This window comes from Microbispora sp. NPDC049633, from assembly GCF_040675265.1.
Lineage (GTDB): Bacteria > Actinomycetota > Actinomycetes > Streptosporangiales > Streptosporangiaceae > Microbispora > Microbispora maris.
On the sequence record NZ_JBFAOO010000092.1, the window covers coordinates 1 to 22,744 of the forward strand.

22 protein-coding genes are annotated in these 22,744 nt (G+C 71.5%); 11 read left to right on the forward strand and 11 right to left on the reverse strand.

The features are described from left to right. The 5 genes from AB0J39_RS22930 to AB0J39_RS22950 form a co-directional block, all read left to right on the forward strand. A partial coding sequence (locus AB0J39_RS22930; RefSeq protein WP_363468033.1) for a germacradienol/geosmin synthase occupies positions 1-1,683 on the forward strand: 1,683 nt, incomplete at its 5' end. Continuing rightward, positions 1,680-3,011: a family 2B encapsulin nanocompartment shell protein gene (locus tag AB0J39_RS22935; RefSeq protein WP_363468035.1), complete on the forward strand. Its 1,332-nt coding sequence runs from the start codon at positions 1,680-1,682 to the stop codon at positions 3,009-3,011. The genes AB0J39_RS22930 and AB0J39_RS22935, both read left to right, overlap by 4 nt. Before the next feature lie 223 nt (positions 3,012-3,234). After that, positions 3,235-4,056: an IclR family transcriptional regulator gene (locus AB0J39_RS22940; RefSeq protein ID WP_363468037.1), complete on the forward strand. Its 822-nt coding sequence runs from the start codon at positions 3,235-3,237 to the stop codon at positions 4,054-4,056. Between the two features lie 138 nt (positions 4,057-4,194). Beyond that, positions 4,195-4,722 carry a hypothetical protein gene (locus AB0J39_RS22945; protein WP_363468038.1) on the forward strand — a complete coding sequence of 176 codons (528 nt, stop codon included), beginning with the start codon at positions 4,195-4,197 and terminating at the stop codon, positions 4,720-4,722. Positions 4,723-4,815: 93 nt separating this feature from the next. Then, positions 4,816-5,448, forward strand: a complete 633-nt coding sequence (locus AB0J39_RS22950) for a LysE family translocator (RefSeq protein WP_363468039.1) — start codon at positions 4,816-4,818, stop codon at positions 5,446-5,448. A gap of 59 nt (positions 5,449-5,507) precedes the next feature. On the opposite strand, the gene AB0J39_RS22955 is transcribed toward AB0J39_RS22950, so the two are convergent. Both AB0J39_RS22955 and AB0J39_RS22960 read right to left on the reverse strand, forming a co-directional pair. Next, positions 5,508-6,887, reverse strand: coding sequence for a condensation domain-containing protein (locus AB0J39_RS22955; RefSeq protein WP_363468041.1), 1,380 nt, complete (start codon positions 6,885-6,887; stop codon positions 5,508-5,510). Next, positions 6,881-7,156 (reverse strand): phosphopantetheine-binding protein, encoded by a 276-nt coding sequence (locus AB0J39_RS22960; protein ID WP_363468043.1) that lies wholly within the window; start codon positions 7,154-7,156, stop codon positions 6,881-6,883. The genes AB0J39_RS22955 and AB0J39_RS22960 overlap by 7 nt, the downstream gene beginning before the upstream one ends. A 399-nt stretch (positions 7,157-7,555) precedes the next feature. On the opposite strand from AB0J39_RS22960, the gene AB0J39_RS22965 reads away from it, so the two are divergent. Then, positions 7,556-8,443, forward strand: a complete 888-nt coding sequence (locus tag AB0J39_RS22965) for a hypothetical protein (protein ID WP_363468045.1) — start codon at positions 7,556-7,558, stop codon at positions 8,441-8,443. A gap of 109 nt (positions 8,444-8,552) precedes the next feature. Here the strand turns inward: AB0J39_RS22965 and AB0J39_RS22970 are convergent, their stop codons facing one another. Continuing rightward, the gene (locus AB0J39_RS22970) at positions 8,553-9,053 is read right to left on the reverse strand and encodes an RDD family protein (protein WP_363468047.1); all 501 of its coding nucleotides are present in this window, start codon (positions 9,051-9,053) and stop codon (positions 8,553-8,555) included. Between the two features lie 367 nt (positions 9,054-9,420). Between AB0J39_RS22970 and AB0J39_RS22975 the strand changes: the two genes are divergently transcribed. The 5 genes from AB0J39_RS22975 (at position 9,421) to AB0J39_RS22995 (ending at position 13,621) form a co-directional block, all read left to right on the forward strand. Further along, positions 9,421-9,702, forward strand: a complete 282-nt coding sequence (locus AB0J39_RS22975) for a TipAS antibiotic-recognition domain-containing protein (RefSeq protein ID WP_363468049.1) — start codon at positions 9,421-9,423, stop codon at positions 9,700-9,702. A 63-nt stretch (positions 9,703-9,765) separates the two neighbouring features. After that, the gene (locus AB0J39_RS22980; RefSeq protein WP_363468050.1) at positions 9,766-11,028 is read left to right on the forward strand and encodes a serine hydrolase domain-containing protein; all 1,263 of its coding nucleotides are present in this window, start codon (positions 9,766-9,768) and stop codon (positions 11,026-11,028) included. Then, on the forward strand, positions 11,028-11,735 hold the full coding sequence (locus AB0J39_RS22985) for a VanZ family protein (RefSeq protein ID WP_363468052.1): 708 nt from the start codon (positions 11,028-11,030) through the stop codon (positions 11,733-11,735). The genes AB0J39_RS22980 and AB0J39_RS22985 overlap by 1 nt, the downstream gene beginning before the upstream one ends. 68 nt (positions 11,736-11,803) lie before the next feature. Beyond that, complete coding sequence (locus tag AB0J39_RS22990; RefSeq protein WP_363468054.1) at positions 11,804-12,484, forward strand: response regulator transcription factor; 681 nt, start codon at positions 11,804-11,806, stop codon at positions 12,482-12,484. A gap of 24 nt (positions 12,485-12,508) precedes the next feature. After that, a complete protein-coding gene (locus AB0J39_RS22995; RefSeq protein WP_363468055.1) occupies positions 12,509-13,621 on the forward strand; it encodes a HAMP domain-containing sensor histidine kinase in 1,113 nt (370 codons plus the stop codon). Positions 13,622-13,723: 102 nt separating this feature from the next. Here the strand turns inward: AB0J39_RS22995 and AB0J39_RS23000 are convergent, their stop codons facing one another. The 8 genes from AB0J39_RS23000 to AB0J39_RS23035 all read right to left on the reverse strand — a co-directional run bounded on the left by AB0J39_RS23000 (position 13,724) and on the right by AB0J39_RS23035 (position 22,586). After that, positions 13,724-14,920 carry an LLM class flavin-dependent oxidoreductase gene (locus AB0J39_RS23000; RefSeq protein ID WP_363468057.1) on the reverse strand — a complete coding sequence of 399 codons (1,197 nt, stop codon included), beginning with the start codon at positions 14,918-14,920 and terminating at the stop codon, positions 13,724-13,726. Positions 14,921-14,966: 46 nt separating this feature from the next. Continuing rightward, positions 14,967-15,650 carry a class II aldolase/adducin family protein gene (locus AB0J39_RS23005; RefSeq protein WP_363468058.1) on the reverse strand — a complete coding sequence of 228 codons (684 nt, stop codon included), beginning with the start codon at positions 15,648-15,650 and terminating at the stop codon, positions 14,967-14,969. A gap of 57 nt (positions 15,651-15,707) precedes the next feature. After that, positions 15,708-16,583, reverse strand: a complete 876-nt coding sequence (locus AB0J39_RS23010; protein ID WP_363468059.1) for an ABC transporter permease — start codon at positions 16,581-16,583, stop codon at positions 15,708-15,710. Between the two features lie 14 nt (positions 16,584-16,597). Further along, on the reverse strand, positions 16,598-17,422 hold the full coding sequence (locus AB0J39_RS23015) for an ABC transporter ATP-binding protein (RefSeq protein WP_363468061.1): 825 nt from the start codon (positions 17,420-17,422) through the stop codon (positions 16,598-16,600). 28 nt (positions 17,423-17,450) lie between these two features. Beyond that, positions 17,451-18,533, reverse strand: a complete 1,083-nt coding sequence (locus AB0J39_RS23020) for an ABC transporter substrate-binding protein (protein WP_363468063.1) — start codon at positions 18,531-18,533, stop codon at positions 17,451-17,453. Positions 18,534-18,683: 150 nt separating this feature from the next. Further along, positions 18,684-19,718, reverse strand: coding sequence for an ABC transporter substrate-binding protein (locus AB0J39_RS23025; protein ID WP_363468065.1), 1,035 nt, complete (start codon positions 19,716-19,718; stop codon positions 18,684-18,686). A gap of 169 nt (positions 19,719-19,887) precedes the next feature. After that, positions 19,888-21,153: a tetratricopeptide repeat protein gene (locus AB0J39_RS23030; protein ID WP_363468067.1), complete on the reverse strand. Its 1,266-nt coding sequence runs from the start codon at positions 21,151-21,153 to the stop codon at positions 19,888-19,890. Beyond that, positions 21,093-22,586 carry an AfsR/SARP family transcriptional regulator gene (locus AB0J39_RS23035; RefSeq protein WP_363468069.1) on the reverse strand — a complete coding sequence of 498 codons (1,494 nt, stop codon included), beginning with the start codon at positions 22,584-22,586 and terminating at the stop codon, positions 21,093-21,095. The genes AB0J39_RS23030 and AB0J39_RS23035 overlap by 61 nt, the downstream gene beginning before the upstream one ends. Between the last annotated feature and the right edge of the window lie 158 nt (positions 22,587-22,744).

Sequence of the window (22,744 nt, forward strand, 5' to 3'; positions counted from 1 at the left end):
CTGCCGGCCCGGCTGGCGGGCTCCCGGCCGATCCGGGTGCTGACGGAGTCGTTCGCCGACGCCGTGCACCTGCGCAACGACCTGTTCTCCTACGAGCGGGAGGTGCTGAAGGAGGGCGAGCTGTCCAACTGCGTGCTGGTCTGCGAGCGCTTCTTCGGCTGCGACACCGCGCGGGCCGTGGAGATCACCAACGATCTGCTCACCTCCCGGCTGCACCAGTTCGAGCACACCGCGCTGACCGAGCTTCCGGCCCTCTTCACCGACGAAGGGGTCCTGCCGCCCGAGCAGGCGCTGATCCTGAGCTACGTGAAGGGACTGCAGGACTGGCAGGCGGGAGGACACGCCTGGCACACCGCCTCCAGCCGCTACACCAAGTCCGGGAGCCTCCCCGGGCCGCTCGGCGTGAACGTCTCCCGCGCCCACCTCACGGGCGCGGGCGGCCTGCGCAACCACACGCACACGCCGTACCAGCAGGTCTCGGTACGGCCGCCGAAGCCGTACATGCCGTTCGAGGTGCGCGACAACCCGCATCTGGAGGAGGCGCGAACGGCGGACGTCGAATGGTGTGCCGCCATGGGCTTCTTCGACGGGGTCCCCGGCATTCCCGCGACCGCCGTGTGGAACGAACCGCAGCTCGTCGGCTTCGACCTCGCCCTGTGCGCGTCCGGCATCAACCCGGACGCCACGGCCGCAGAGCTGATCCTGGCCACCAACTGGCTGGCCTGGGGGACGTACGGCGACGACTACTATCCCCGGGTCTACGGGCCCGCGCGCGACCTGGTCGGCGCGAAGCTCGGCAACCGGCGGCTCAAGGAGTTCATGCCGCTGGACCTCGTTCCGCGTCTGACCCCGATGACCGGGCTGGAACGCGGGCTGGCCGACCTGTGGCCGCGCACCGCCGAGCCGTTGCCCGAGGGTTCCCGCCAGGCCTTCCGCGCCGCGGTCGAAGAGATGATCGACAGCTGGGTGTGGGAGCTGGCCAACCAGGCCCAGCACCGCGTGCCCGAGCCGATCGACTACATCGAGATGCGGCGCAGGACGTTCGGCTCGCAGATGACGATGAGCCTGGCCAGGCTGGCTCCGGGCCGGGTCATCCCCATGGAGATCCACCGCACCCGCGAGTTCCTCGGCATGACCGATGCCGCGCAGGACTACGCGTGTCTGCTGAACGACCTGTTCTCCTACCAGAAGGAGGTCCAGTTCGAGGGGGAGATGCACAACGCCGTCGTGGTGCTGGGCACCTTCCTCGGCTGCGCGCCCGACGAGGCGGTGACCGTGGTGGACGCGCTCATGACCAGCCGGATGAGGCAGTTCGAGCACATCACCACCGTCGACCTGCCCGCCCTGCTCGACCGCATCGAGGCGCGGGAGGTCGTGCGCGACTCGGTCGAGGGATACGTGTCCGACCTGCGCAACTGGATGGCGGCGATCCTGCGCTGGCACGAGCGGTCCCGGCGCTACTTCGAGGAGGAACTGCGCAGGGGCCCGGCGGCCCGGTGGTCCCAGGGCCCGACGGGCCTCGGCACGGCCACCGCGCGAATCCTCTCCCTGGCGCCGCCGGTACACAGGGCGCCGCCCGCTTTCGGGTCGCCGGCGCTCACGGCGTCGTCCGTGACGGCGCCCGCTCTCGCGCCGTCCGATCTCACGGCGCCCGCTGATCCGCTCCCGGTGGGGGCGTCATGACCGAGTCGCGTCTGACCCTGAGCACGGCCGCCGCGCAGAACCTGGCGACCACCACCAAGACGCCGCCGCAGATGCGGGAGATCACTCCCCGGCACCTGCTGAGCGTGCTGCCGTGGACGGACGTCCAGGGCGGCGTCTACCGGGTCAACCGCCGTCTCACCTGCACGGTCGGGGACGGACGGGTGAGCTTCGTCTCCACCGGGGCACGGGTGCGGGTCGTCCCGGCCGAGCTGTGCGAGCTGCCGTCCCTGCGCGGGTTCGGCGACCTGGACACCCTCGGGGCGCTGGCCGACCGGTTCGTCCAGCACGACCTGCGCCCGGACGATCCGGTGCCGCCGGGACAGGTGGTGCTCGTCGCCCACGGCAAGATCACACGCGTCGGCGCCGGCGCGTACGGCGGCGAGGCACTGCTCCAGGTCCTGGCCGACGGAGATCACCTGGGCGACCTCACCGGTCCGGGGGCCGCGCCCGCCAGGGCCCTCACCTCCTGCATCGTTCTCGTCCTCGAGCGCCCGGCGCTGGACAACCTGACCGCCTTGTCCGGCGGCCTGCGCGCGCATCTCAGCCGTCCCCCCGTGGCGCGGCCGGTGAACCGGTATGGCGAGGCGGAGATCGCGCTGGCGGCGGGGCATGAGGGTGAGGCGACGCTGCCGGGGACGTTCGTGGACTACGAGCTGGGGCCGCGTGAGTACGAGCTGAGTGTGGCGCAGACGATTCTGCGGGTGCATTCGCGGGTGGCGGATCTGTACAACGAGCCGATGAACCAGACCGAGCAGCAGTTGCGGCTGACGATCGAGGCGTTGCGGGAGCGCCAGGAGCACGAGCTGGTCAACAACCGCGACTTCGGGTTGCTGCACAACGCCGATCTCAAGCAGCGCGTGCACACCCGCTCCGGCCCGCCCACCCCCGACGACCTCGACGAGCTGCTCGCCCGGCGGCGCAGCTCGCACTACTTCCTCGCCCATCCCCGGGCGATCGCCGCCTTCGGGAGGCAGTGCACCCGGCGCGGGGTGTATCCGGACGTCACCGAGGTGAACGGGGCGACGGTCATGGCGTGGCGGGGGGTGCCGATCCTGCCCTGCGACAAGATCCCGGTCACCGAGGGCGGGCTCAGCTCGATCATCGTGATGCGCACCGGCGCCGAGAAGCAGGGCGTGGTCGGCCTGCGCCGTACCGGGCTGGCGGACGAGTACGAGCCCGGCCTGTCGGTGCGTTTCACGGGCATCGACGACAAGGCGATCATCTCCTACCTGGTGACCACCTACTATTCGGCGGCCGTCCTGGTCCCCGACGCCCTCGGCGTACTGGAGAGCGTCGAGGTGAACTGAGGCCCGGCGTCGGCCGGGGGGCTCGGTGAAGCTCCCCGGCCGGCGGTTCGAGGACGCTGCAGGCCGCCGTCGAGGGGGAGGGCCGGTGAACCAGTGCGACGGAGTCGGCCGCCAGGCCGGGCTGGCGACGCCCGCGTAGTAACCGCGTTCTCCCCTCATGCGCGGCGCGGCGCGGCTAGGGTGACCGCTGGCCTGTAAGGATCTATCTCACGAGCGTCGCGGGGTGGGCTTGTTAGCAGCGTCGGATCGCGCCCGCCGGGCGGAGGCGGCCTCCGCCCTGGGCAGCCTGGAACGCGGGATCGAGATCCTCCTGTGCCTGGCCGCCGGCGTGCGGCCGATGAACCTCACTCAGGTGCACCGATCCACCGGGTTCTCCAAAACCACCACGCACCGCCTGCTCGGCACCCTGCAGCGGCGGGGCCTGGTCACGCGCACGGGCGGTGACTACACGGTCGGCGGACGCGCCGCCGACCTCGTGGCGCCGCGCGGCTGGGCGATCCAGGGGCGTCGCCTGCCCGGCTCCCGCAGGGCGGTCCTGCCGCACCTGCTCCAGCTGTACGAGGCCACCAGGCAGACGGTCAACCTGGCCGTGCCGGACGGATTCGAGGTCGCGTACGTCGAGCGGTTGTATGGGCACAACCGGGTGAAATCGCCATCCGACGGCATGGACCGGGCGCCGTTGTACTGCACGGCCGCGGGCAAGGTGCTCCTCGCCCACGACGCGGGCCTGCGCACGGCGTTCCTCGCCACCCCGGCCCTGCGGCGGGTGACCGGCCGCACGGTGACGGGCCGCACGGTGACCGGCCCGGCCGCGCTGGAACGCGAACTCGCCGCCGTTCGCGGGGAGGGCGTGGGCTACGCGCGGGAGGAGTTCGCCGAGGGCGTGTGCTGCGCGGCCGCGCCCGTCTTCGGCCCGGACGGCGGGGTGTGCATGGCCGTGGCGGTCGCGGCCCCGGCGGGAGTGGTGGGGACGGCGGCGCTGCCGCGCCTGGGCGCGGCCGTACGCAGGACCGCCCGCCAGATCACCGGCGCCCTCAGCCTGTGACTCCCGATCTTCCGATTGGGGCCGCCGTGCCGGGGGAAGGCTCGACCACGTTGAGCATCGGGCCCGGGCGTCCCCGCCACGGCGGAGACGGCCCGTCGCCGGCGCCACGGAACGGCGCAGCCGTCGCGGGGGAGAGTCATGCGTCCAGGGCCGTACGCGTCCCGCCTGGTCGGCCGGGCCGGCCTCGTCGCCGTACCGATGACCGTGCTGCTCACGGCGTGCGGGACGCCGCAGCCTGAGGTGCACCCGCGATCCGCTGCCACGGGTGGACCGGCGACGGCCACGTCCTCCGTGGCGGCCTCGCCCTCGCCCGCCCCTTCGGCCGTCACGGCCGCGGACGACCCGCAGGCGTGCCGGGACGCGGACTGCGAGGTGACGGTCCGCCCGGGGGACCGGCTGCGGCTCGACCGGAAGACCGGCCTCGACGCGATCACGATCGTCTCGCTCGATCGGGGCGAGCTGCGGCTGCGCTTCGAAGCGGGCGGGGGCGCCTTCCACGTCGAAGGCATGAACACCGGCGTCAGCCAGGACTGCGTCAACGGCCGCTGCCGGACGGAGGGCGGGCTGACACTGGCCCTGGGACGGCCCGGCAGGATCGGCGACATCCGCCTCCGGCTGGTGAGCGTGTCACCCGACCACGCGGTCCTGGTCCTGTCGCCGTCGTAATCGCGTCGCGTACCGCGTGACGCGTCGCCGACGCCGCCCCGCGTCCGGAATCCCTCCATGCGGAGATGCGGGCGTGGACTACGGTGACCGATCGTGGACATTTATGGTGCGCTCGCCTCGTTCGCGATCATCGTGGCATTCCTCACGCTCACGCCCGGCCTGGACACCGCCCTGATCCTGCGTACGTCGCTGCTCGCCGGCCGCAGGCCGGCCTGGGCCGTGGTGCTCGGCATCCAGGCCGGCACCCTGCTGTGGGGCCTGCTCACGGCCGCCGGCCTGTCCGCGCTCCTCACCGCCTCCCAGGTGGCGTACGAGGTGCTGCGGTGGGCGGGCGTCGCGTACCTGATCTGGATGGGCGGCCGGATGCTCTGGCACAGCCGCCACAGCCGGGCGGACGACGCGGCGCAGCCCGGCCCGGCGGACGCCGGGTGGGGACAGGCGTTCCGGCGGGGCCTGCTGACCAACCTGCTCAACCCGAAGGTGGGCGCGTTCTACGTCGCGGTCCTGCCCCAGTTCATGCCCGAGGGCGTGCCGCACGCGGTGATGGGCGTGCTCCTGGCGGGCGTCCACGTGTGCGAGGCGCTCGTGTGGAGCGTCGTCCTCATCGGGTTCACCGGCATGATGCGGGGCTGGCTGCGCAGGCCCGCGGTCAAGCGCGCCCTGGACCGGCTCACCGGTCTCATCGTCATCGGCTTCGGCCTGCGCCTGGCGGTCCAGCAGTCCTGACCGCCCACCCTCGGATCGCCGATGACGGCCGTGCGCGCTACCCGCGGTTCCTGGCTGACTTAGGTCGGGCTCCCTGCGTACGGGCCGATGCCGCAGATCCGGGGGACCGCGGTGATCGGGACGTCCTCGGTGAGGGCGCGGACCAGCAGGGCCTCGACCCCGCGCAGCATGCCCTCGGCGACTTCCCGGGGCAGGTAGGCGGTGTCCACGATGAGGCTGAGCTTCCCGGTGTCGGGGGCCGAGACGACCGTGAAGAACGCCTTGAACCGGACACCCGGCCAGGCGTTCGTGACGTACGTCCGGGTCTGCCCGGTGAGGCGGGCCACGTCCTCGTCGGCGCCGACGGGAGGCAGTCCCGGCCAGGTGCCGACGGTCCGCCTGTCGTTGAAGAACGCGTCGAGGTCCGGCTCCCGGCCGCGGCGGCGGCCGATCTCCTCCCGCATGGCCTGCATCTCGAACGGGTCGTAGTGCGCGTTGCGGTACGCCCTGAGCGCCCCCCGTTGCGCGGCCCGGCAGGCGGCGGCGAAGTCCGTGGCGGGCAGGTCGAGCACGAACAGGCCGTCCTGTTCCACGGTGCCGACCATCGCGTGGGTGCGCGCGTCGCGGCGGTTGCTGTGCACGAGCTGCATGACCGCGCGCGGGCGGCCGCTCACCGTCGCCAGCACGGTGGCGCAGGCGGCGAGCAGCACGCTGGTCGTGCTGATCGTCCAGCGCTCCGCCAGCCGTTGCGCCGCGACGGCGAGCGCCGCCGACTCCATGCCGACCTCGATGAACCGCGGGTCGTCCGCCTCGCGCGGCGGATGGTCGAACACGTCGAGCGGCCCGTCCGCCAGCACGGAGTGCCAGTATCGGATGGACTTGGCCGAGCGTGCGGGGTAGGGCTCCTCGCGCTCCGCGGCCGCCTGGTCCATCGGCTGCCACTCGGCGGGCGGCAGTTTCTCGCCGCGCAGCAGGACTTTCCACTCCTCCGACAGCGTGTTCAGCGCCTGGAAGTCCACCGCCAGGTGGGAGAAGGCGATCGCCAGCGCCATCGGGCGGTCGTTCTTGACGACGAGGGCGCAGCGCAGCGGCAGGTCCCGGTCGTGGACGAAGGCCGTCCGGCCCAGCTCGCCCGCGACCCGCTCGGCGACCCGCAGCGCCCGGTCCTGTCCCGCCTCCACGACGCCCACGGTCAGCTCGCCACCGCGTGCGATCCGCTGCACCGGCCCCTCCGGAGTGAGGGCGAAGGTCGTACGCAGGCTCTCGTGGCGTTCGAGCAGCACGCGCAGCGCGTCCAGGACGCTGCCGAGGTCACGTCTGCCGTACACCGGGAGCACCCACGGGCAGCTCAGGAACGTCTGGCTGTCGCCCATCAGGTGGACCGCCCGCCATATCAGTCGCTGTCCCCAGGTCAGCGGCGCCTCTCCGTCCCGCGCGCCGCTGAACGCCACCGTCACCATGCGCGTGTCGTCCCTCCGACGGGCCTGGCCCGGGCCACCAGGGCGGACAGGGTGCCGACGTCCTCGAAGGTGGCCAGCTCGTCGCTCAGGTCCATCTCGACGTCGAAGGCGTGCTCGATCGCGTCGATGAGCCGGATCCGCGCGAGCGAGGTGAGGCCGAGCGCCGACAGTGAGTGTCCGGCGGCGAGCACCTCCTCGACGGTGATCTCGCCATCCGACACCTCTGAGATCAACTGCGCCAGCCGGCGCGTGTACTCCTCCGCCGTCACGCCGCACCTTCCTCTCGTACGACCCCGTCCTGGCGCGGTCGGATGCACAACCCGCGCATGCCACGGCCGGGCCGTTCCTGCGCGCGGTGGGCAAGCAGGCCGGGCAGGGTGAACCCGCCTCCATTTACCACATGTCACCGAAATTTTCGCCACGATGCCCTGTTCCGCGATGGGGATATAAGTGCTGGTTAGTCCGGTTTGGGGTGCTCCGGAAATCCCGCAGCAACGGAAGAATAGGCAACAAGAGTGGTATGAGAACAGTGAAACTTGCAAGTCCTTGTCCGAAATCTTTCGGGTGGGGCGGCGGGGTCTCGTGGCGTGCCGGCGGGGCGGGGGACGGGCGGCGGCCGCACCGGGCGGCAAGATCCTTTGTCTGTCCGGGCTCGTACGATGAGGCCCATGACCAGGCACGGTTTCACGCTCACGGCGCAGGGCCCGTTCGACTTCGACGCCACGTTGCGCTTCGTCGAGGACTGGCCGGCCACCAGCGGGCTCCCCTCCGACGGGCGGGCGCTGCGCTTCGCCTACTGCGCCGAGTCCGACTGGCTGCCGATCGGCGTGACCGTGACCGCCGCGCCGGACGGGGTCGCCGTGGCCACGACACGGGCCGCCGGGCCGGCGATCCGGGGCGAGGTGGCGCGCATCCTGTCGCTCGACGTGGACGGCTCCGGCTTCGCCGAGGCGGGTGAGACCGACCCGGTGCTCGGCGACCTGCAACGGAAGAGCCCCGGACTGCGGCCGTTGTGTTTTTGGAGCCCCTGGGAGGCGGCCTGCTGGGCGGTCATCGTGCAGCGCTCGTCGATGCTCATCGCCGCCCGGATCAAACAGCGCATCGCGGAGCGGTACGGCGCGCGGGTGACGGTGGACGGGGAGCCGTACGCCGCCTTTCCCCCGCCCATGACGTTGCTGGAGGCGGGCGGCCTCGGCCTGCCCGCGCAGAAGGAGGAGTGGCTGCGCGGGCTGGCCCGCGCGGCGCTCGACGGCGTGCTCACCGCCGAGCACCTGCGCGCGCTCGACCCTCCGGATGCGCTGGCCGAGCTTCGCGCCCTGCCCGGCGTGGGGCCGTTCTCGGCGGGCCTGATCCTGATCCGCGGCGCGGGCGAGCCGGACGCGTTCCCGGGCGACGAACCCCGCCTGTTCGCGATCCTGCGCGAGGCGTACGGCCTGCCGGAGGACGCGCCGCCCGCCGCGTACCGGAAGGTGGCCGAGGCGTGGCGGCCCTACCGCTCCTGGGGATCCTTCCTGTTCCGGGCGTCCGGGTACGGTGCTCCGGCCGACGAGCGGTGACCGGGGACTACGCCGCCAGCAGCGTGGTGACCAGCACGAAGGCGGCGAAGACGGAAACGATGACGACGAGCCCGATCAGGAATCCGGACGCCCTCGGCGCCTTCGCGCATTAGGCGGGCACGTCCACCACGACGGTCCCGGCGATGACGTCGTGCAGGCAGCGCCGCCCGGGGTCGCCGAAGATCCACAGGGCGTCGACGAGATAGAGAACCGGCCCGAGATACGGGGCCGCCGAGCTCAGGAGAGGGTGGACGAGCGTCCGGATCCCCACCTGACGATGGGCCGGTGTCGCTCCGGTCGCGGCGGTCACCACTTTCAGGCGGTACAGGCGCTTGCCGGGCGTCTGGCCCCACAGGGCGTGCTGCACCCAGAAATAGGCGGCGTTCGCAGCGATGATCGCGATCTGCAGGGGCCAACCGCCCTCCGCGTAGGGGTTGAGCAGCGTGGTGAGGTAGTCCGCCTCGCCGGCCTCGGGCTGGGCGGCAGTCCCCAGCACCAGTCCGATCAGAGTGTTGGCTGCGAGAAGGATCAGGTTGTCGACCAGGAAGGCGGCGAAACGGTGGCGCCGGGCGGCGGTGGTCCACGTCGGCGCCTGGGGGGCGGTTGTCATGCCCGCAAGTGTGCCGTGGCGTCCCGGCATCGGGAGCGGGTTCCGTCCACGGGCTCGCGTGAACGGCCTGCCCGGCGTCTGAGAAGACGCTGAACGGGCCGCGACACCGTCTCATCGAATTCTCATCGGGACTGAACATCGGATGAGACTTTCCCGCCGGAGAGGTCACGTCGCGATAGGGAGACATCGCGAGAAAACCTACTCTGAGCTGGTGTGATGAGAATCGGATAAGCGGGCTGCGGTTGTTTGGGAATCGCCTCGGCAGCGAAACCGCCGATACGTTTCCGGTTTTGGCGAAATCCGGTGCGGACGCCCTCTCCAATCGCTGCGATCCGCGAGCCGGGAACGCCCCCAGCCGAGCGCCGGCATGCGGCCGACGCCGGAAGGAGCAGGTCGAGATCGTCGGCAACACCTGGCAGTCCGCCTGGGCCGGCGAGGCCGAGGACCGCTGGGGCGACAGCGTCCAGTGTCGCGGTACTTCGACCGCACCCATTCGATGCACACCCGCATCGGGCGGATGTTCGCCGCCGATGCCCGGTTCGCCGCGCACTACGACGCGGTCACGCCGGGCCGGGCGGTCTGGCCGCGGTGTATCGCGGACGTATCGAAAACCGCATACGCCACCGCAACAGCCTCGCGTCTTCGATGAGGGCGTGAATCAGCGCGCATCACTGTCAGCGCCGGATTCGTCGACCCAGGAAGGGCCGTGATCATGGACGCGAGTTCGATACGGGGCATCGACCGGCGGCGGCTGGTCAAATGGGGCGGGCTGGCGGCCGCCGGTGTGGTGACGGCCGGCGGGCCGCTGATGAGCGCCGGGGCCGGCCACGCCGCCTCGTCTCCCCCCGGCTCGTCCCGGCGCGACCGGATCCCGCGGGACACCCTGCCCGGCGGGGCCTACGACCGGTTCGTGGCGCGGCTGGCCGCCGAGGGCAAGTTCTCCGGTGTGGTGATGCTGTCGCACCGGGGCCGCACGGTGCTGTCCCGCCGCTACGGCATGGCGGACCGGGAGAAGAGGATTCCCAACCACGAGGGCACCGCGTTCAGCCTCAGCTCGGCCGGCAAACCGTTCCACGCGGTGGCCATTCTGCAGCTGGCGCAGCGGGGCAAGCTGCGGCTGTCCGACCCGGTGGGCGAATACCTGAAGGGTTTCGCCAAGGATGTCGCCGCCAAGGTGACCATCCACCACCTGCTGTCCGGCTCCTCCGGGCTCGACAGCCCGGCGGAGGACGTGCATCGCGTCTTCCAGAGCCGGGAGGAGGTGCACGACTACTATGAGCGGCGGACCCGGCTGGCGAAACTGGTGGGTGTCCCGGGCGTTCCCAGCACCACCCACCAGGAGGCCGAGGCCACCATCCCCCCGCTGATCGTGGAGGCCGTGAGCGGCATGACGTACTGGGACTACGTCGAGAAGAACATCTTCAAGCGGTGCGGCATGACCGGCTCGGCGTTCTACACCAGGCCGCAGTGGCTCAGCGGCAGGAACATCGCGCATCCGTACATGACGCTGGCCGACGGCAGCCAGGTGGACGCCCTCCGCAACCTCGACAAGGGCAGCCCCGCCTCGTACATGCTGGGCAAGAACCCGGGCCGCGCCTTCATCGACGCCCCCGGGGACGGCGGCTTCGCCACCGCGCCGGATCTGGTCCGGTTCGCGCGGGCGCTGGGCGACGGCACGCTGCTGGACCGGCCCTGGGCCGACGTGCTCACCGCGGCCAAGATCCCTCATGGGCCGGCGTCGTTCGGGGCGTACGGGATCGCGATCGAGATCGTCGGCGGCCAGTGGATGTTCCAGCGAGCCGGGGGCAACCCCGGTGTCGGCGCGAACTGGAGCATCTACCCGGACACCGGCTGGGTCGGCGTCATTCTCGGCAACAGCGAGGGCGTGTCGCTGCAGGACATGATCGGGCGGGAGATGCAGGCCGTGACCGGGGCTTCGCCCGACGGGGGGACGGGCGGGGGGTCGGGCGGCTGATGAAGCGGAGCGCATCCCTGTCCGCACCGCTCCGCCGTACGCGCGGGGTCGTGCTCGTCGGCCTGGCGATCCTCGGCCTGGCGGGTGTGGCGTTCGTCGTACGGCGGCCGCTCCTGATGTCCGCCCCGATGTGCTTCGCCGGGCGGTGGCACGGCTGCTACGACACGGAGAACGGCGTGCTGCTCATGACGCTGGTCGCGCTGCCGTTGGCCGCCCTCGTGGTGTGGGCGCTGGCGCGCGGGCGGCGTGCCGCCGGCGCCGCATCGGCGTGGCGGACGTCGCTGGCCGAGGTGGGCATGGTCTACGGGACGGTGCCGTTCGTATGGATCACCATGATGCCGGGCCCGGGGGCCGGCATCGTCCCCGGCCGGCTGAGTCTGATCCCGCTCCGGGACCTGCTCACGATGGGGCCGATCGGCATCGGCGGCAACCTGCTGATCTTCGCGGCGCTGGGGTTCTTCGCCCCGATGCGGTTCGAGGCGCTGGCGTCCGTGCCGCGGATCCTGGCGCTCGGGGCAGGCTGCTCGGTCGCGGTAGAAATCGCCCAGTACGTCCTGCGGCTTGACCGGGTGTCCTCGGTGGACGACGTACTGGTCAACGCCGCCGGCGCCGTGCTGGCCGCGCTGGCGTCGCGCCGCTGGTGGCGCGTCACGGCGGCGCGAGCGCCGTCGGACCGGCCTCGCCCCGCGCCGGCGTCGGCAGGGTGAGCCGCATGTCCGGTGTGCGCAGGTCTTCGCATACCTTGGCGATATGTTGTGCTGCGTAGGCTTCAGACATGCGCGTGCTGATCGTGGAAGATGAGCCCTACCTGGCCGAAGCCGTCCGTGACGGTCTGCGGCTGGAGGCGATCGCCGCCGACATCGCCGGCGACGGCGACGCCGCCCTGGAACTGCTCAGCGTCAACTCCTACGACCTCGCGGTCCTCGACCGCGACATCCCCGGCCCCTCCGGTGACGAGGTCGCCCGGCGGATCGTCGCGTCGGGCAGCGGCATCCCGATCCTCATGCTCACCGCCGCCGACCGGATCGACGACAAGGCGTCCGGGTTCGAGCTCGGCGCCGACGACTACCTCACCAAACCGTTCGACCTTCGAGAGCTCGTGATGCGGTTGCGTGCGCTCGACCGCAGGCGCGCGCACGCCCGGCCCCCGGTCATCGAGATCGCGGGCCTGAGGCTGGACCCGTTCCGCCGGGAGGTCTTCCGCGACGGGCGCTACGTCGCGCTCACCCGCAAGCAGTTCGCCGTGCTCGAAGTCCTCGTCGCCGCCGGGGGCGGCGTCGTCAGCGCCGAAGAGCTCCTGGAGCGGGCCTGGGACCAGAACGCCGACCCGTTCACCAACGCCGTCCGCATCACCGTCTCCGCGCTGCGCAAACGACTCGGCGAACCTTGGCTCATCGCCACGGTGCCCGGCGTCGGCTACCGGATCGACACCGGCACGGACACCAGGCACCCATGAACAGGCACGCATGAGCAGGCACGCATGAGCAGGCGCCCAGGGCTCAGCGCCCGGTTGAAACTCACCATCAGCTACGCCGCGTTCCTCATGCTCGCCGGCGCTCTCCTGCTGGCCGTGGTGTGGGTGTTCCTGCTGCGCTACGTGCCCGACGGTGTGTGGATCACCGGACTGAGGGGCGGCGGGCCCTGGGCGCCGGCCCCGCCGTTCATCCCCAACCGCACCGACCTCCAGCGCGCTTTCGTCCCCCGCGCGGCCCAGGCACTGGCCTTTCTGCTGGCGTTCGGCCTGATGGGCGGATGGCTCCTGGCCGGCCGGATGCTCGCACCACTCACACAGATCACCGATGCCACCCGGAAAACCGCGAGCGGATTCCTGTCCCACCGGATCCGCATGAAGGGCCGCCAGGACGAATTCCGGGAACTCGCCGACGCCTTCGACACCATGCTCGAACAGATCGAATCCCACGTCGCCGAACAGCGGAGGTTCGCCGCGAACGCCTCCCACGAACTGCGCACCCCGCTGGCGATCTCGCGGACGCTCCTCGACGTCGCACGCAAGGATCCCACACGGGACCGGGACGAACTCATCGAACGCCTGCACACCGTCAACCAGCGGGCGATCGAGCTCACCGAGGCCCTCCTGCTGCTCAGCCGCGGCGACCGCGGAAACTTCATCCGAGAGAGCGTCGACCTCTCCCTCGTCGCCGAAGAGGCCACCGAGACACTGCTGCCCCTCGCCGAACAGCGCCGGATCACACTGGACGTCACCGGCGGGGCGGCCCGGACCAGCGGCTCCGCCGAGCTCCTGCTGCGGATGGTGACGAACCTCGTCCAGAACGCCATCGTGCACAACATCCCCGCCGGCGGCGCCGTGAGGGTCCACACCGAGGCGTACGGCGACACCAGCGTGCTGCGGGTCGAGAACACGGGCCCTCGGCTCCCACCGGAACTGGTGCCGACCCTCACCGAGCCCTTCCGGCGCGGAACAGAACGCGTACGCACCGGCGAACACGCCGGCGTCGGCCTCGGCCTGGCCATCGTGCACAGCATCGTCCGCGCCCACGACGGGACACTCGACCTCGTTGCCCGCCCCGACGGGGGTCTCCTCGTCACGGTCCGGCTTCCCCGCACGCCGTAGCCGTCCTCCCGCGCGGGCGCGGAGGGGCCGAGCAGCGGGAGCCGCGTCCGGCGACCTCGACGGAGCAGGGCGTGCCCGGCGAGGTCGCCGCGTTTCGCCGGGTCAGCCGGCGGCGACGAGCGAGGAGGCGCCGGTCGGCGACGGCGCGGCGGTCCGCGGCCGGGTGTAGCCGGCGGGCCGCAGCGGGCCGGGGTCGTCGTGCGTCACCGGCAGCAGCGGCATCACCTGCTCGCCGAAGCGGTACGTCTCCTCCAAGAGCGGATTGCCCGAGACGATGAACGAGTCGATCCCCAGGGCGTGATACTCGCGGATGCGCGCGGCGACCGATTCGGGGCTGCCGACCAGCGCGATGCCGGGGCCTCCGCGGATCAGGCCGAAGCCCGACCACACGTTCGGATACACCTCGAGCTCCTGGGCGAAGCGCGGCTTGACGCCCTTGTGGAAGGCGAGCTGCCGCGCCTGCCCCACGGACTCCTGCTTCACCGACTCGGCCTGCACCCGCGCGACGATGCTGTCGTCCACGTGGTCGAGCATGTCCTGCGCCGCCGCCCAGGCCTGCTCGTCGGTGTCCCGGACGATCAGGTTCAGCCGGATTCCGAAACGGATCGAGCGGCCGTGCCCGGCGGCCCGGGCGCGTACGTCCGCGATCAGCTCCGCGGTCTCGGCGGGCGGCTCGCCCCACGTGAGGTAGTTGTCGATGTGCTTGGCCGCCACGTCACGGGCGACCGGCGAGGCGCCGCCGAACCACAGCGGCGGGTACGGATCCCGCAGCGACAGGAACGCGGCCTCCGCCCCCCGTATCTTGAGGTGCTTGCCGTCGAAGTCGACGCGCTCCCCGCGCATGAGCGCCCGGTAGACCGTGAGGAACTCGTCGGTGTGCTCGTAACGCTCCTCGTGCTTGAGGTGCACCCCGGCGGCCTCGAGCCCGATGTGCCCGCTCACGATGTTCAGGATGACCCGGCCGCCGGAGTTCTGGTCGAGCGTCGTCGCGAGTTTCACCAGCGACGTCGGCGTGTACACCGAGGGGTGCACCGCGATCACGAACTTCATCCGCCGGGTGGTGGGCACCAGCGAGGCCGCCGTGATCCAGGGGTCCATGCCGCCGGTCGGCTGGGTGGCCAGCAGCGCGCCGTAGAAGCCGTTGACGTCGATCGACTTCGCCCACGCCTGGACGTACTCGAAGTCGACCGGCCGCTTCCATTTCGGGTCCCATGGATATCTGCCGTCGTTGGCGATCAGGTACCAGAGGATCTCCAGCCTGCGCTCCGGAAGCGGCGGGAGAAGGTCGGTCTCGGTCATCGGCGCGCTCCGTCGGTCGTGCTCGTGCTCGTGCTGGTGTGTGTACTCAAGGGACGATCGGCTTCGATCCGCCCAGGGCGGCGGCGTGGATCTCCAAGGTGGCCGCCTCCTCGATCGTGGCGACGAGGCGGGCGGTGCTCAGCGGGCTGTCGTCGAAGGCGAGCAGCCCGTGGTTGGCCAGCAGGACGGCCTTGGTGCCGGGGTGCTCGGCGAGCAGGCCGGCGATGGACGCGCCGAGGTCGCCGTTGTTGCGCGTGCGGTACGGCGCGCAGGGGATGTCGCGGGTCTGCCCGCGGTTGACGAGCGGCTCGTAGTGCGGCGGGATCGGCCGGTGGGCCAGCGCGAACGCGGTCGCGTGCGTCGAGTGCGTGTGGATGACGGCGTTCACCTCCGGACGGGTGTAGGCAAGGGTGTGCATCTGGAGCACCTGCCGCACCCCCGGGCCGAGCTTGCCCGCGACCAGTTCGCCGTCCAGGGTGATCACGCCGAAGTCCTGCTCGCCGATGTCGGCGGGCAGCCCCTTCGCGTTGATCAGCAGGTGGCCGGGGGAGTTGGGCAGACGAACGCTCGCGTTCGCCGAGTACGGGTTCTGGAGCGCGCCCAGTTGGTGCAGCAGGCGCACCGCCCGGACGAGTTCGGCGCGCACGGCCGCGTCGGCCGGGGTCAGCACCAGCTCACCGGCCTTCAGCCACTCGCCCTCACGGACGGGGCTGGTCAGGGTCGAGGTCATCGGTCTTCCTTCGTGTCGCGGGTCGGGCGTGTGGCGAGGCGTGTGGTCGGGAGGGGGTCAGTCGTGGGTGCGGGTCGCGCCGAAGTGCCAGTGCAGGACCCGTCGCTCGATGAACAGGAACGCGGAGTTGAGGGCGTAGCCGAGCATCGCGATGGTCGCCGCGCCGACGATCAGGTCGGTCACCTGGAAGCTCTGCTGCTGGATCATCAGAAGGTGCCCGAGGCCGTCGTTGCCGGCGATCATGCCGACGACGACGGAGATCACCAGTGAGGCGGCGAGCGCCGAGCGGAGCCCCACGAAGATCGAGGGCGCGGCGGCCGGGATCACGATCTCGGCCATCGTCTGCCGCCAGGTCAGCCCGAAGGTGCGCGCCGTGTCCATCATCGTGCGGTGCGTGGACCCCGCGCCCGAGTAGGCGTTGAGCAGGATGTGGAAGAACGCCGCCAGCGCGACCACGCTGATCTTCATCGCGTCGTCGATGCCGAGGTAGAGGATCAGCAGGGGGATCACCGCCGAGATCGGCATCGGCCGCAGCAGCTCGAGCGGCGGTTCGAGCAGCACGTAGACGAGCCGTACGCGGGCCATGAGCACTCCGATCACCACGGCCAGCACGGCGGCGACGCCGTAGCCGATCAGCATCGTGCGCAGGGTCTGCAGGGTCGCCGTCAGCAGCGGTCCGCCGAGGATCTGGTCCCACCACTGGACGGCGACGTCGCTCACGGTGGCGTATCTGGGCGACGGGTTCACCGTGGCGTACCGCTGCCAGGCGACCAGCGCCGCGGCGAACACGAGCCAGCCGAAGAGCCTGCTGCGCAGCGCGCGCAGGAACCAGGGGCGGCGCTTCACCGCGGCAGGGGCGACGGCGGCGGGGTTGGGAGCCTGCAGGAGCGGTACGGCGCCCGCGGCTCTCGTCACTGTGGGGTTGGTGGTCATTGGCCGGAGTCCTCTCAGTCCAGGACCAGGTGCAGCAGTTCGCGCCGGTGGTGCAGGAACTCCGGCAGCTCCCGCGTGGTCACCTGGGCGCGCGGGCGGGGCAGGCCGGTCCGTACGTCCGCGAGCACGCCGCGTCCCTCGGGATGCAGCACCACGACCCGGTCGGCCAGGTAGACCGCCTCGTCGATGTCATGGGTCACGAAGACCACCGTCAGCCCCTCCTCGGCCCACGCGTGCAGGAGGACGTCCTGCAGCTTGGCGCGGCTCAGGGCGTCCACGCCGCTGAACGCCTCGTCCATGAGCAGCAGCTGGGGCCGCGCGGCCAGCGCGCGGGCGATGGCCGCGCGCTGCTGCATGCCGCCGGACAGCTCCCACGGGTACCGGTCGGCCGCGTGGCCGAGGCCCACCAGGTCGAGGTAGTGGGCCACCAGCTCGTCGTGACCACCCGCCTCCGGTTCGTACGCGTGCCGCAGCCCGAACCGGACGTTGCCCGCGACCGTCTTCCACGGCAGCAGCGACTGGGCGTAGTCCTGGAAGACGCAGCGCGCCTGCCGCGGCGGCCCGTCGATCGGCTGCCCGGCCACTCGGATCTGTCCCGTCGTGACGGGGAGGAGACCGCTGAGCAGCCGCAACAGCGTGGATTTTCCGCATCCGGACCGCCCGACGAGGGCGACGAACTCCCCGGCGCCGATGTCCAGGGACAGCCCGCGCAGGGCGGTCACCTCCCGCCGGCGGGTGCGGTACGTCTTCGCGACGTCGTCCGCCGTCAGCAGGGTCCCGGTGCTCGCGGCCGAGCTACGTTCGCTCCCGGCCGCGGCGGGTGCGGCTGATGTCGCCATCGATGCTCCCGGCGTTCGTGGGGGATGGTCAGGGGGTGTCGGCCGTGGCGGTGGACCACAGGTAGGGCGTGAGGTCGAAGGGCTTCTTCAACGCGCCGAACCGCGCGCCCGTCTCGATCCACTTGTTCTCGGCGGCCACGTCGAACGGGCCGCTGAGCTCGCCGCTGGTCGCCGCCGACGCCTTGTCCAGCGCGCCGGGATACTTGGCCTCCAGCTTGGCGACGTCCGCGCCGCCGTACTTCACCAGCAGCGTGTTCTGCGCGAGCGGCTCGGACGACTGGAACGCGGTCACGCCCTGCCGTACGGCCCGCACGAAGCGTCTGACCAGGTCCGGATGCGCCTCGGCGAAGCTGCGCAGCGCACCGTAGCCGGACGTCGCCGCGCCTTCGGGCACGCCGGAGTCGAAGGTGCCGGCCACCGTGAGGCCGTACTGCGCCTCCCACGCGGTGACGTACGCGCCGCTGGTGGCCGCGGCGTCGAGCGTGCCCTGGGCCACCAGGCCGCCCGAGGTGGTGCGGTCCTGCACGGTGGTGTACTTCGGGCCGTTCGGGTCGAGGCCCTGGTCGGCGAGCCACTTCTTGATCTGCACGGTGGTCAGCGCCTGCGCCGGCACCCCGAGCTTCTTGCCGGCGAGGTCCTTCGCCGAGGTGATGCCGCTGCCCGGCTTCGTCACGATGACGTTGACCGGCTGCCCGGGCTTCAGCGCGTTGGCCGGGTTGATGATCGTCAATTTGAAGCCCTGCTCGATCGCGGCCGCCCAGGCGAAGATGTCGGCCCACGCGATGTCGATGGAGCCGCCCTCGGTGGCCGCGACGAGCGCGGGGCCACCGCTGAGCGTCACGAGTTCGACCTTGATGCGCTCCTTGTCGAAGAACCCGTTCTCGATCGCGGAGTAGACACCCGGGGGCGAACCGGCGATGACGCCGACGCGGACGGTGTCCACGCCATGCGCGCCGGACTCGCCCTCCGACGACGCCGCCGACGTGCCGCAGGCGGCCAGCAGCACGCCGACGGCGGCGACCGCCGTGAGGAACAAGGGACGGCGGACGCGTGCACGACCGGCGGGCCGGGCCGAGAAGCCGCGGCCGCCGGAGGTGGATGTGCTGATCAACGCATGGCCTTTCGAGAGAGCAAGGGGGGTCGGGCGGTGACCGGCGCGGCTCAGCCGCTGCCGGCCGGCACGGGCATGGGGGAAGACGGCGCGCGGATGACAGGCGGCAACCGGTCCCGCGCGCACGGGAGGGACGACAGGCGGCCGCGGTCAGTCCCGCGCGGCCAGCCGCTCGTACGCGAGCCGCAAGGGCTGCGGGTCGATCCAGGCATCGAGGTCGAAGTCGGCGCTGAGGAAGCCGTGACGCAGCAGGAACGCCTTCTGGATCCGCAGCAGGTCCACCCGCTCCTCGTCCAGAGTGGGGTGGAGCGTGCGGTGGAATCCCTCCCGGTAGGCCAGGAGGACGCCCTGCGCGCCGGACCCGGTCTCGGCCGCGAGCACCTCGCGTACGCCGTCCGGATCGCCGGTCGCCCAGTCGGCCGCGCGCAGCGTCTCGACCAGGAACTCGACCACCAGCTCGGAGTGCGACTGCAGCAGGTCCTCGTGCACCGTGATCGGCCGCGGGGTTCCGTTGTTGACCCTGGAGCGCCGCCACGGCACCGCGTCCAGGTCGATGCCGACCACCGCGCCGCGGACGTGGGCGGCCTCCAGCGCCGCGGCGCCCTTGACGTAGACCGCGTCGACCCGTCCGGCCGCCAGCTCGTCCAGCTCGCGGAACCGCGGCGCGGCGCGCTCGGCGCGGATACGGCCCGGGGGAACGACCGGGTCGAGCGGCACCTCGACGAACTCCACATCGTCGAGCGTCAGGCCGGCGAGCCCGAGCGCGCCCTTGAACCCGTGGAGGGCCATGGCGCGCGCATGGCTGGTGTCCCTCGTGGCGGCCCAGCCGGGGACGGCGATCCGCGCGCCCCGCAGGGCGGCCGGCGAGGTGATCGGCGAGTCCGGGCGGACGACGATCGACTGTCCCTCGTCGATCCAGGTGAGCCCGACCAGGCGGGTCCTGGCGCCCTCGGCCCGCGCCGCGATGGCGGGCACGTTGCCCCCTTCGCGGATCAGGCCGACGAGGTCGTGGTCGTAGTGGTGCCGGGCGATCTCCAGCGGCGCGTCCTGGAGGATCCCGACCTCGACGCCCAGGTCGGCGTACCGCGCGGTCAGCCGGCCGGTCGCGTAGGCGAGTCCGCTGGCCGTCGGGACCGGACAGCGGGTGAACCAGACGGTGTCCACGGACTCGGCCGTCGCGGGCATGCTCCGCCCCTTTCCGCGCCGTCCCTGCCGAGACGGGCGTATTCCTAGTAACTATGTAGGAATAGTAGGAGACGTCCGTGATCGGAGCAAGTGAGCGGTCAGTCCTGTGATGGGCGTCACGACCTTGGGATGCCGGTGGCATCCGCCTTCCTCGGCATCGGCCGGAGTGCTACCTGGCCGCTGCGACGTCGTGAGTCGGGGCGAAAAAGAGGGCGTGCAGTCTGGTCCGCAGGGTGTGGGCGTCGGGATGCCCGAGCTCTGTGAGGATGGAAAGGGCGCGCAGCCAGGCTCGGTAGGCGGCCTCGTGCTCGCCCGCGGCGCGCTGCGTCTCACCGAGGCGGGTGAGGGTGTAGGCCTCTCCGTACCGTTCGCCGAGCTGCTGGAAGAGTGTGAGAGCCTCCTGATAGCTCGCGACGGCTTGGGCGTGCCGGCCGAGGTGGTGCAGGGTCTGACCCAGGCTGTCCCAGGCCGCCGCCTGGCCGTAGCGGTCGCCAATCTGCAGGTACAGGGACAGGACCTCCTGACAGGCGGGCAGGGCTCGACGGTGATCGCCGAGCTGACCGTGCGCCCACCACATCCCCACCAGGGCGAAGGCCTGTCCGATCTGATGGCCTGCTGCGCGGAACAGGTGAAGCGCCTGCTCGGAGTGGCGGAGCGTGTCGGAGTAGCCGGCTTGCCGGGCGAACGCCAGGGCGAGGCTGAGATGAGTCCGGCCCTTGCCGGACGACTCGGTCAGCTTCTCCCACTGAGACAGGGCGTGCCGGTAGTGGGTCAGGGTGTCGTCGCCGAGCCCTGAGGCGTTCGGGTCGTGGCGCCCACGCTGGGTCAGGAAATCGGCCAGGGTCCACACCAGTTGCCAGGCGTGGGTGTCGAACCCGGCCTCGGCCGCGTGCTGGACGGCGCCGATGATAACCGTGTGCTCGGCGGCGAACCATGCCAGCGCCTCATCGTGATCGATGAGGGGGTGGACGGTCACGCCCGGCTGTGCCGGGACGAGGGAAAGCGGATCGCGAGACGGGTCCAGCAGCAACGCCGCGCTGTGAGCGGTGTGCAGGTAGTGGTCGAACATCCGGTGCAGCGCCGCGTGCCGATCGGTGCCGCCGTCCCACCGCCGGGTGAGCTCGGCGGCGTACGCGCGCAGCAGATCATGCGTGTCGTAGCGGCCCGGGGCCTGTTCGGTGAGCAGATGGGCGCGGGTCAGCTCGGCCAGCAGCCGCCGGGCCCGAGCCGGCGGCACGCCGGCCAGACTGGCCGCGGCGGGCACCGTGACATCGGGGCCGGGATGCAGGCTCAGCAGCCGGAACAGCTGCGCCACCGGGGCGCCGAGGGTCCGATAGCTCCAGGAGAACACCGCCCACAGATCGCCGCTGTCGCTCAACGCGTCGGCCACGGCCGCGAGCGGGAACGCGGGCCGGGTGGCGGCCCGCGCCGCCACGATCGCCAGCGCCAGGGGCAGTCCCGCGCACGCGCGACGATCTCCTCCACCGCTTGGGGCTCGGCCGCCACCCGGCCGGCCCCGAGGCGCCCGGCGAGCAGCTGACGGGATTCGGCGGCCGTGAGCAGGTCCACGGTGAGCGGGCAGGCGCCTTCCATCGCGACCAGACCGGTCAGCTGCTCGCGGCTGGTCACCACCGCCGCGCAACCGGACGAGCCGGGTAACAGCGGCCGCACCTGCTCGGCGTCGCGTGCGTTGTCCAGCACCACCAGCACCCGTCGACCGGCCAGCAGGCTGCGGTACAACGCCACCTGCGCGTCGAGGGCGGGCGAAATGTCGTCCGCCGGGACGCCGAGGGCGTGCAGGAAACCCCGAACCGCCTCGCCCGGCGTCATCACCGGCCCGTTCGGGTCGAAACCGCGCAGGTTGACATACAACTGCCCGTCCGGGAACCGGGCGGCGACGCGATGTGCCCAGTGCACCGCCAGCGTCGTCTTGCCCACACCCGCGGTGCCCGACAGGAGGGGGATCGCGACCGCGCCAGCCGGAGCCGTCCCGTCGTCGGGCAGCAGCCGGTCCAGCGCGTGGAGGACACTCGCCCGGCCGGTGAAAGCGGGCACGTCACTCGGCAACTGCCGTGGTACCGGTAAGCCCGGGCGCACCTCCACCGGTCCTGCGGCCCGCGTGGGGCCGAGGGCAGGGTCGGAGCGCAGGATCTGCTCGTTGAGAGCACGCAGCTCCGGCCCCGGCTCGATGCCGAGTTCCTCGATCAGGAGGGCACGCGTGTCGCGGAACACCTCCAGGGCCTCGGCCTGGCGACCGGAGCGGTACAACGCCAGCATCCAGTAGTAACGCAGCCGCTCCCGATACGGGTGAGCCGTGGCGAGCCGGCCCAGTTCGCCGATCAGCGCACTGTGCCGGCCCAGCTCCAAATCCACGGAAACGTTCAATTCCTGGGCGCGCAGTCGTGCCTCTTCCAGCCGCAGGACCTCCTGCGTCACGAATGGGACATCACTGACATCCGCGTACGGCGTGCCCCGCCAGAGTTTCAACGCCTGCCGCAATAGGGCGCCGGCCGATTCGAGATCCCCGCGGTCATAGGCGCCTTGTCCGCGGTCCACCAGATCCGCGAAACGCAGCGCGTCCATCTGGTCCACCCCGACGATGATCGCGTACCCGGCCGCGCTGTGCACGATGTGCTCCTGCCCGGCGATCGAACGCCGCAGCCGATGCACATAGCACTGGAGGTTCTTGCGCGCGCTGGCGGGCGGCCGGCCGTTCCACAGCGCCTCGATCAACGCCGGCACCTCCACCGGCTCCCCGGCCCTGCACAGCAGCAATGCCAGCAGACGACGCCACTTCGCCGGCTTCATCGCCACGGCCACCCCGTCGCGCCGCACCTCCAGCGGTCCGAGCACGCCGAATTCGATCAACAGCCCCCGCCCTTCATCGGATGACATTCCGAATCTGACTGCGATCGGTCAAATCGTCAAGGAAGGAGACAACCGCCGTTCAACCGGCACAAACCACTGTTAGCGTCTGCACCTCCAGGTACGGTTCCTATTGGAACCTCTCAAACAACGGCTCGTGC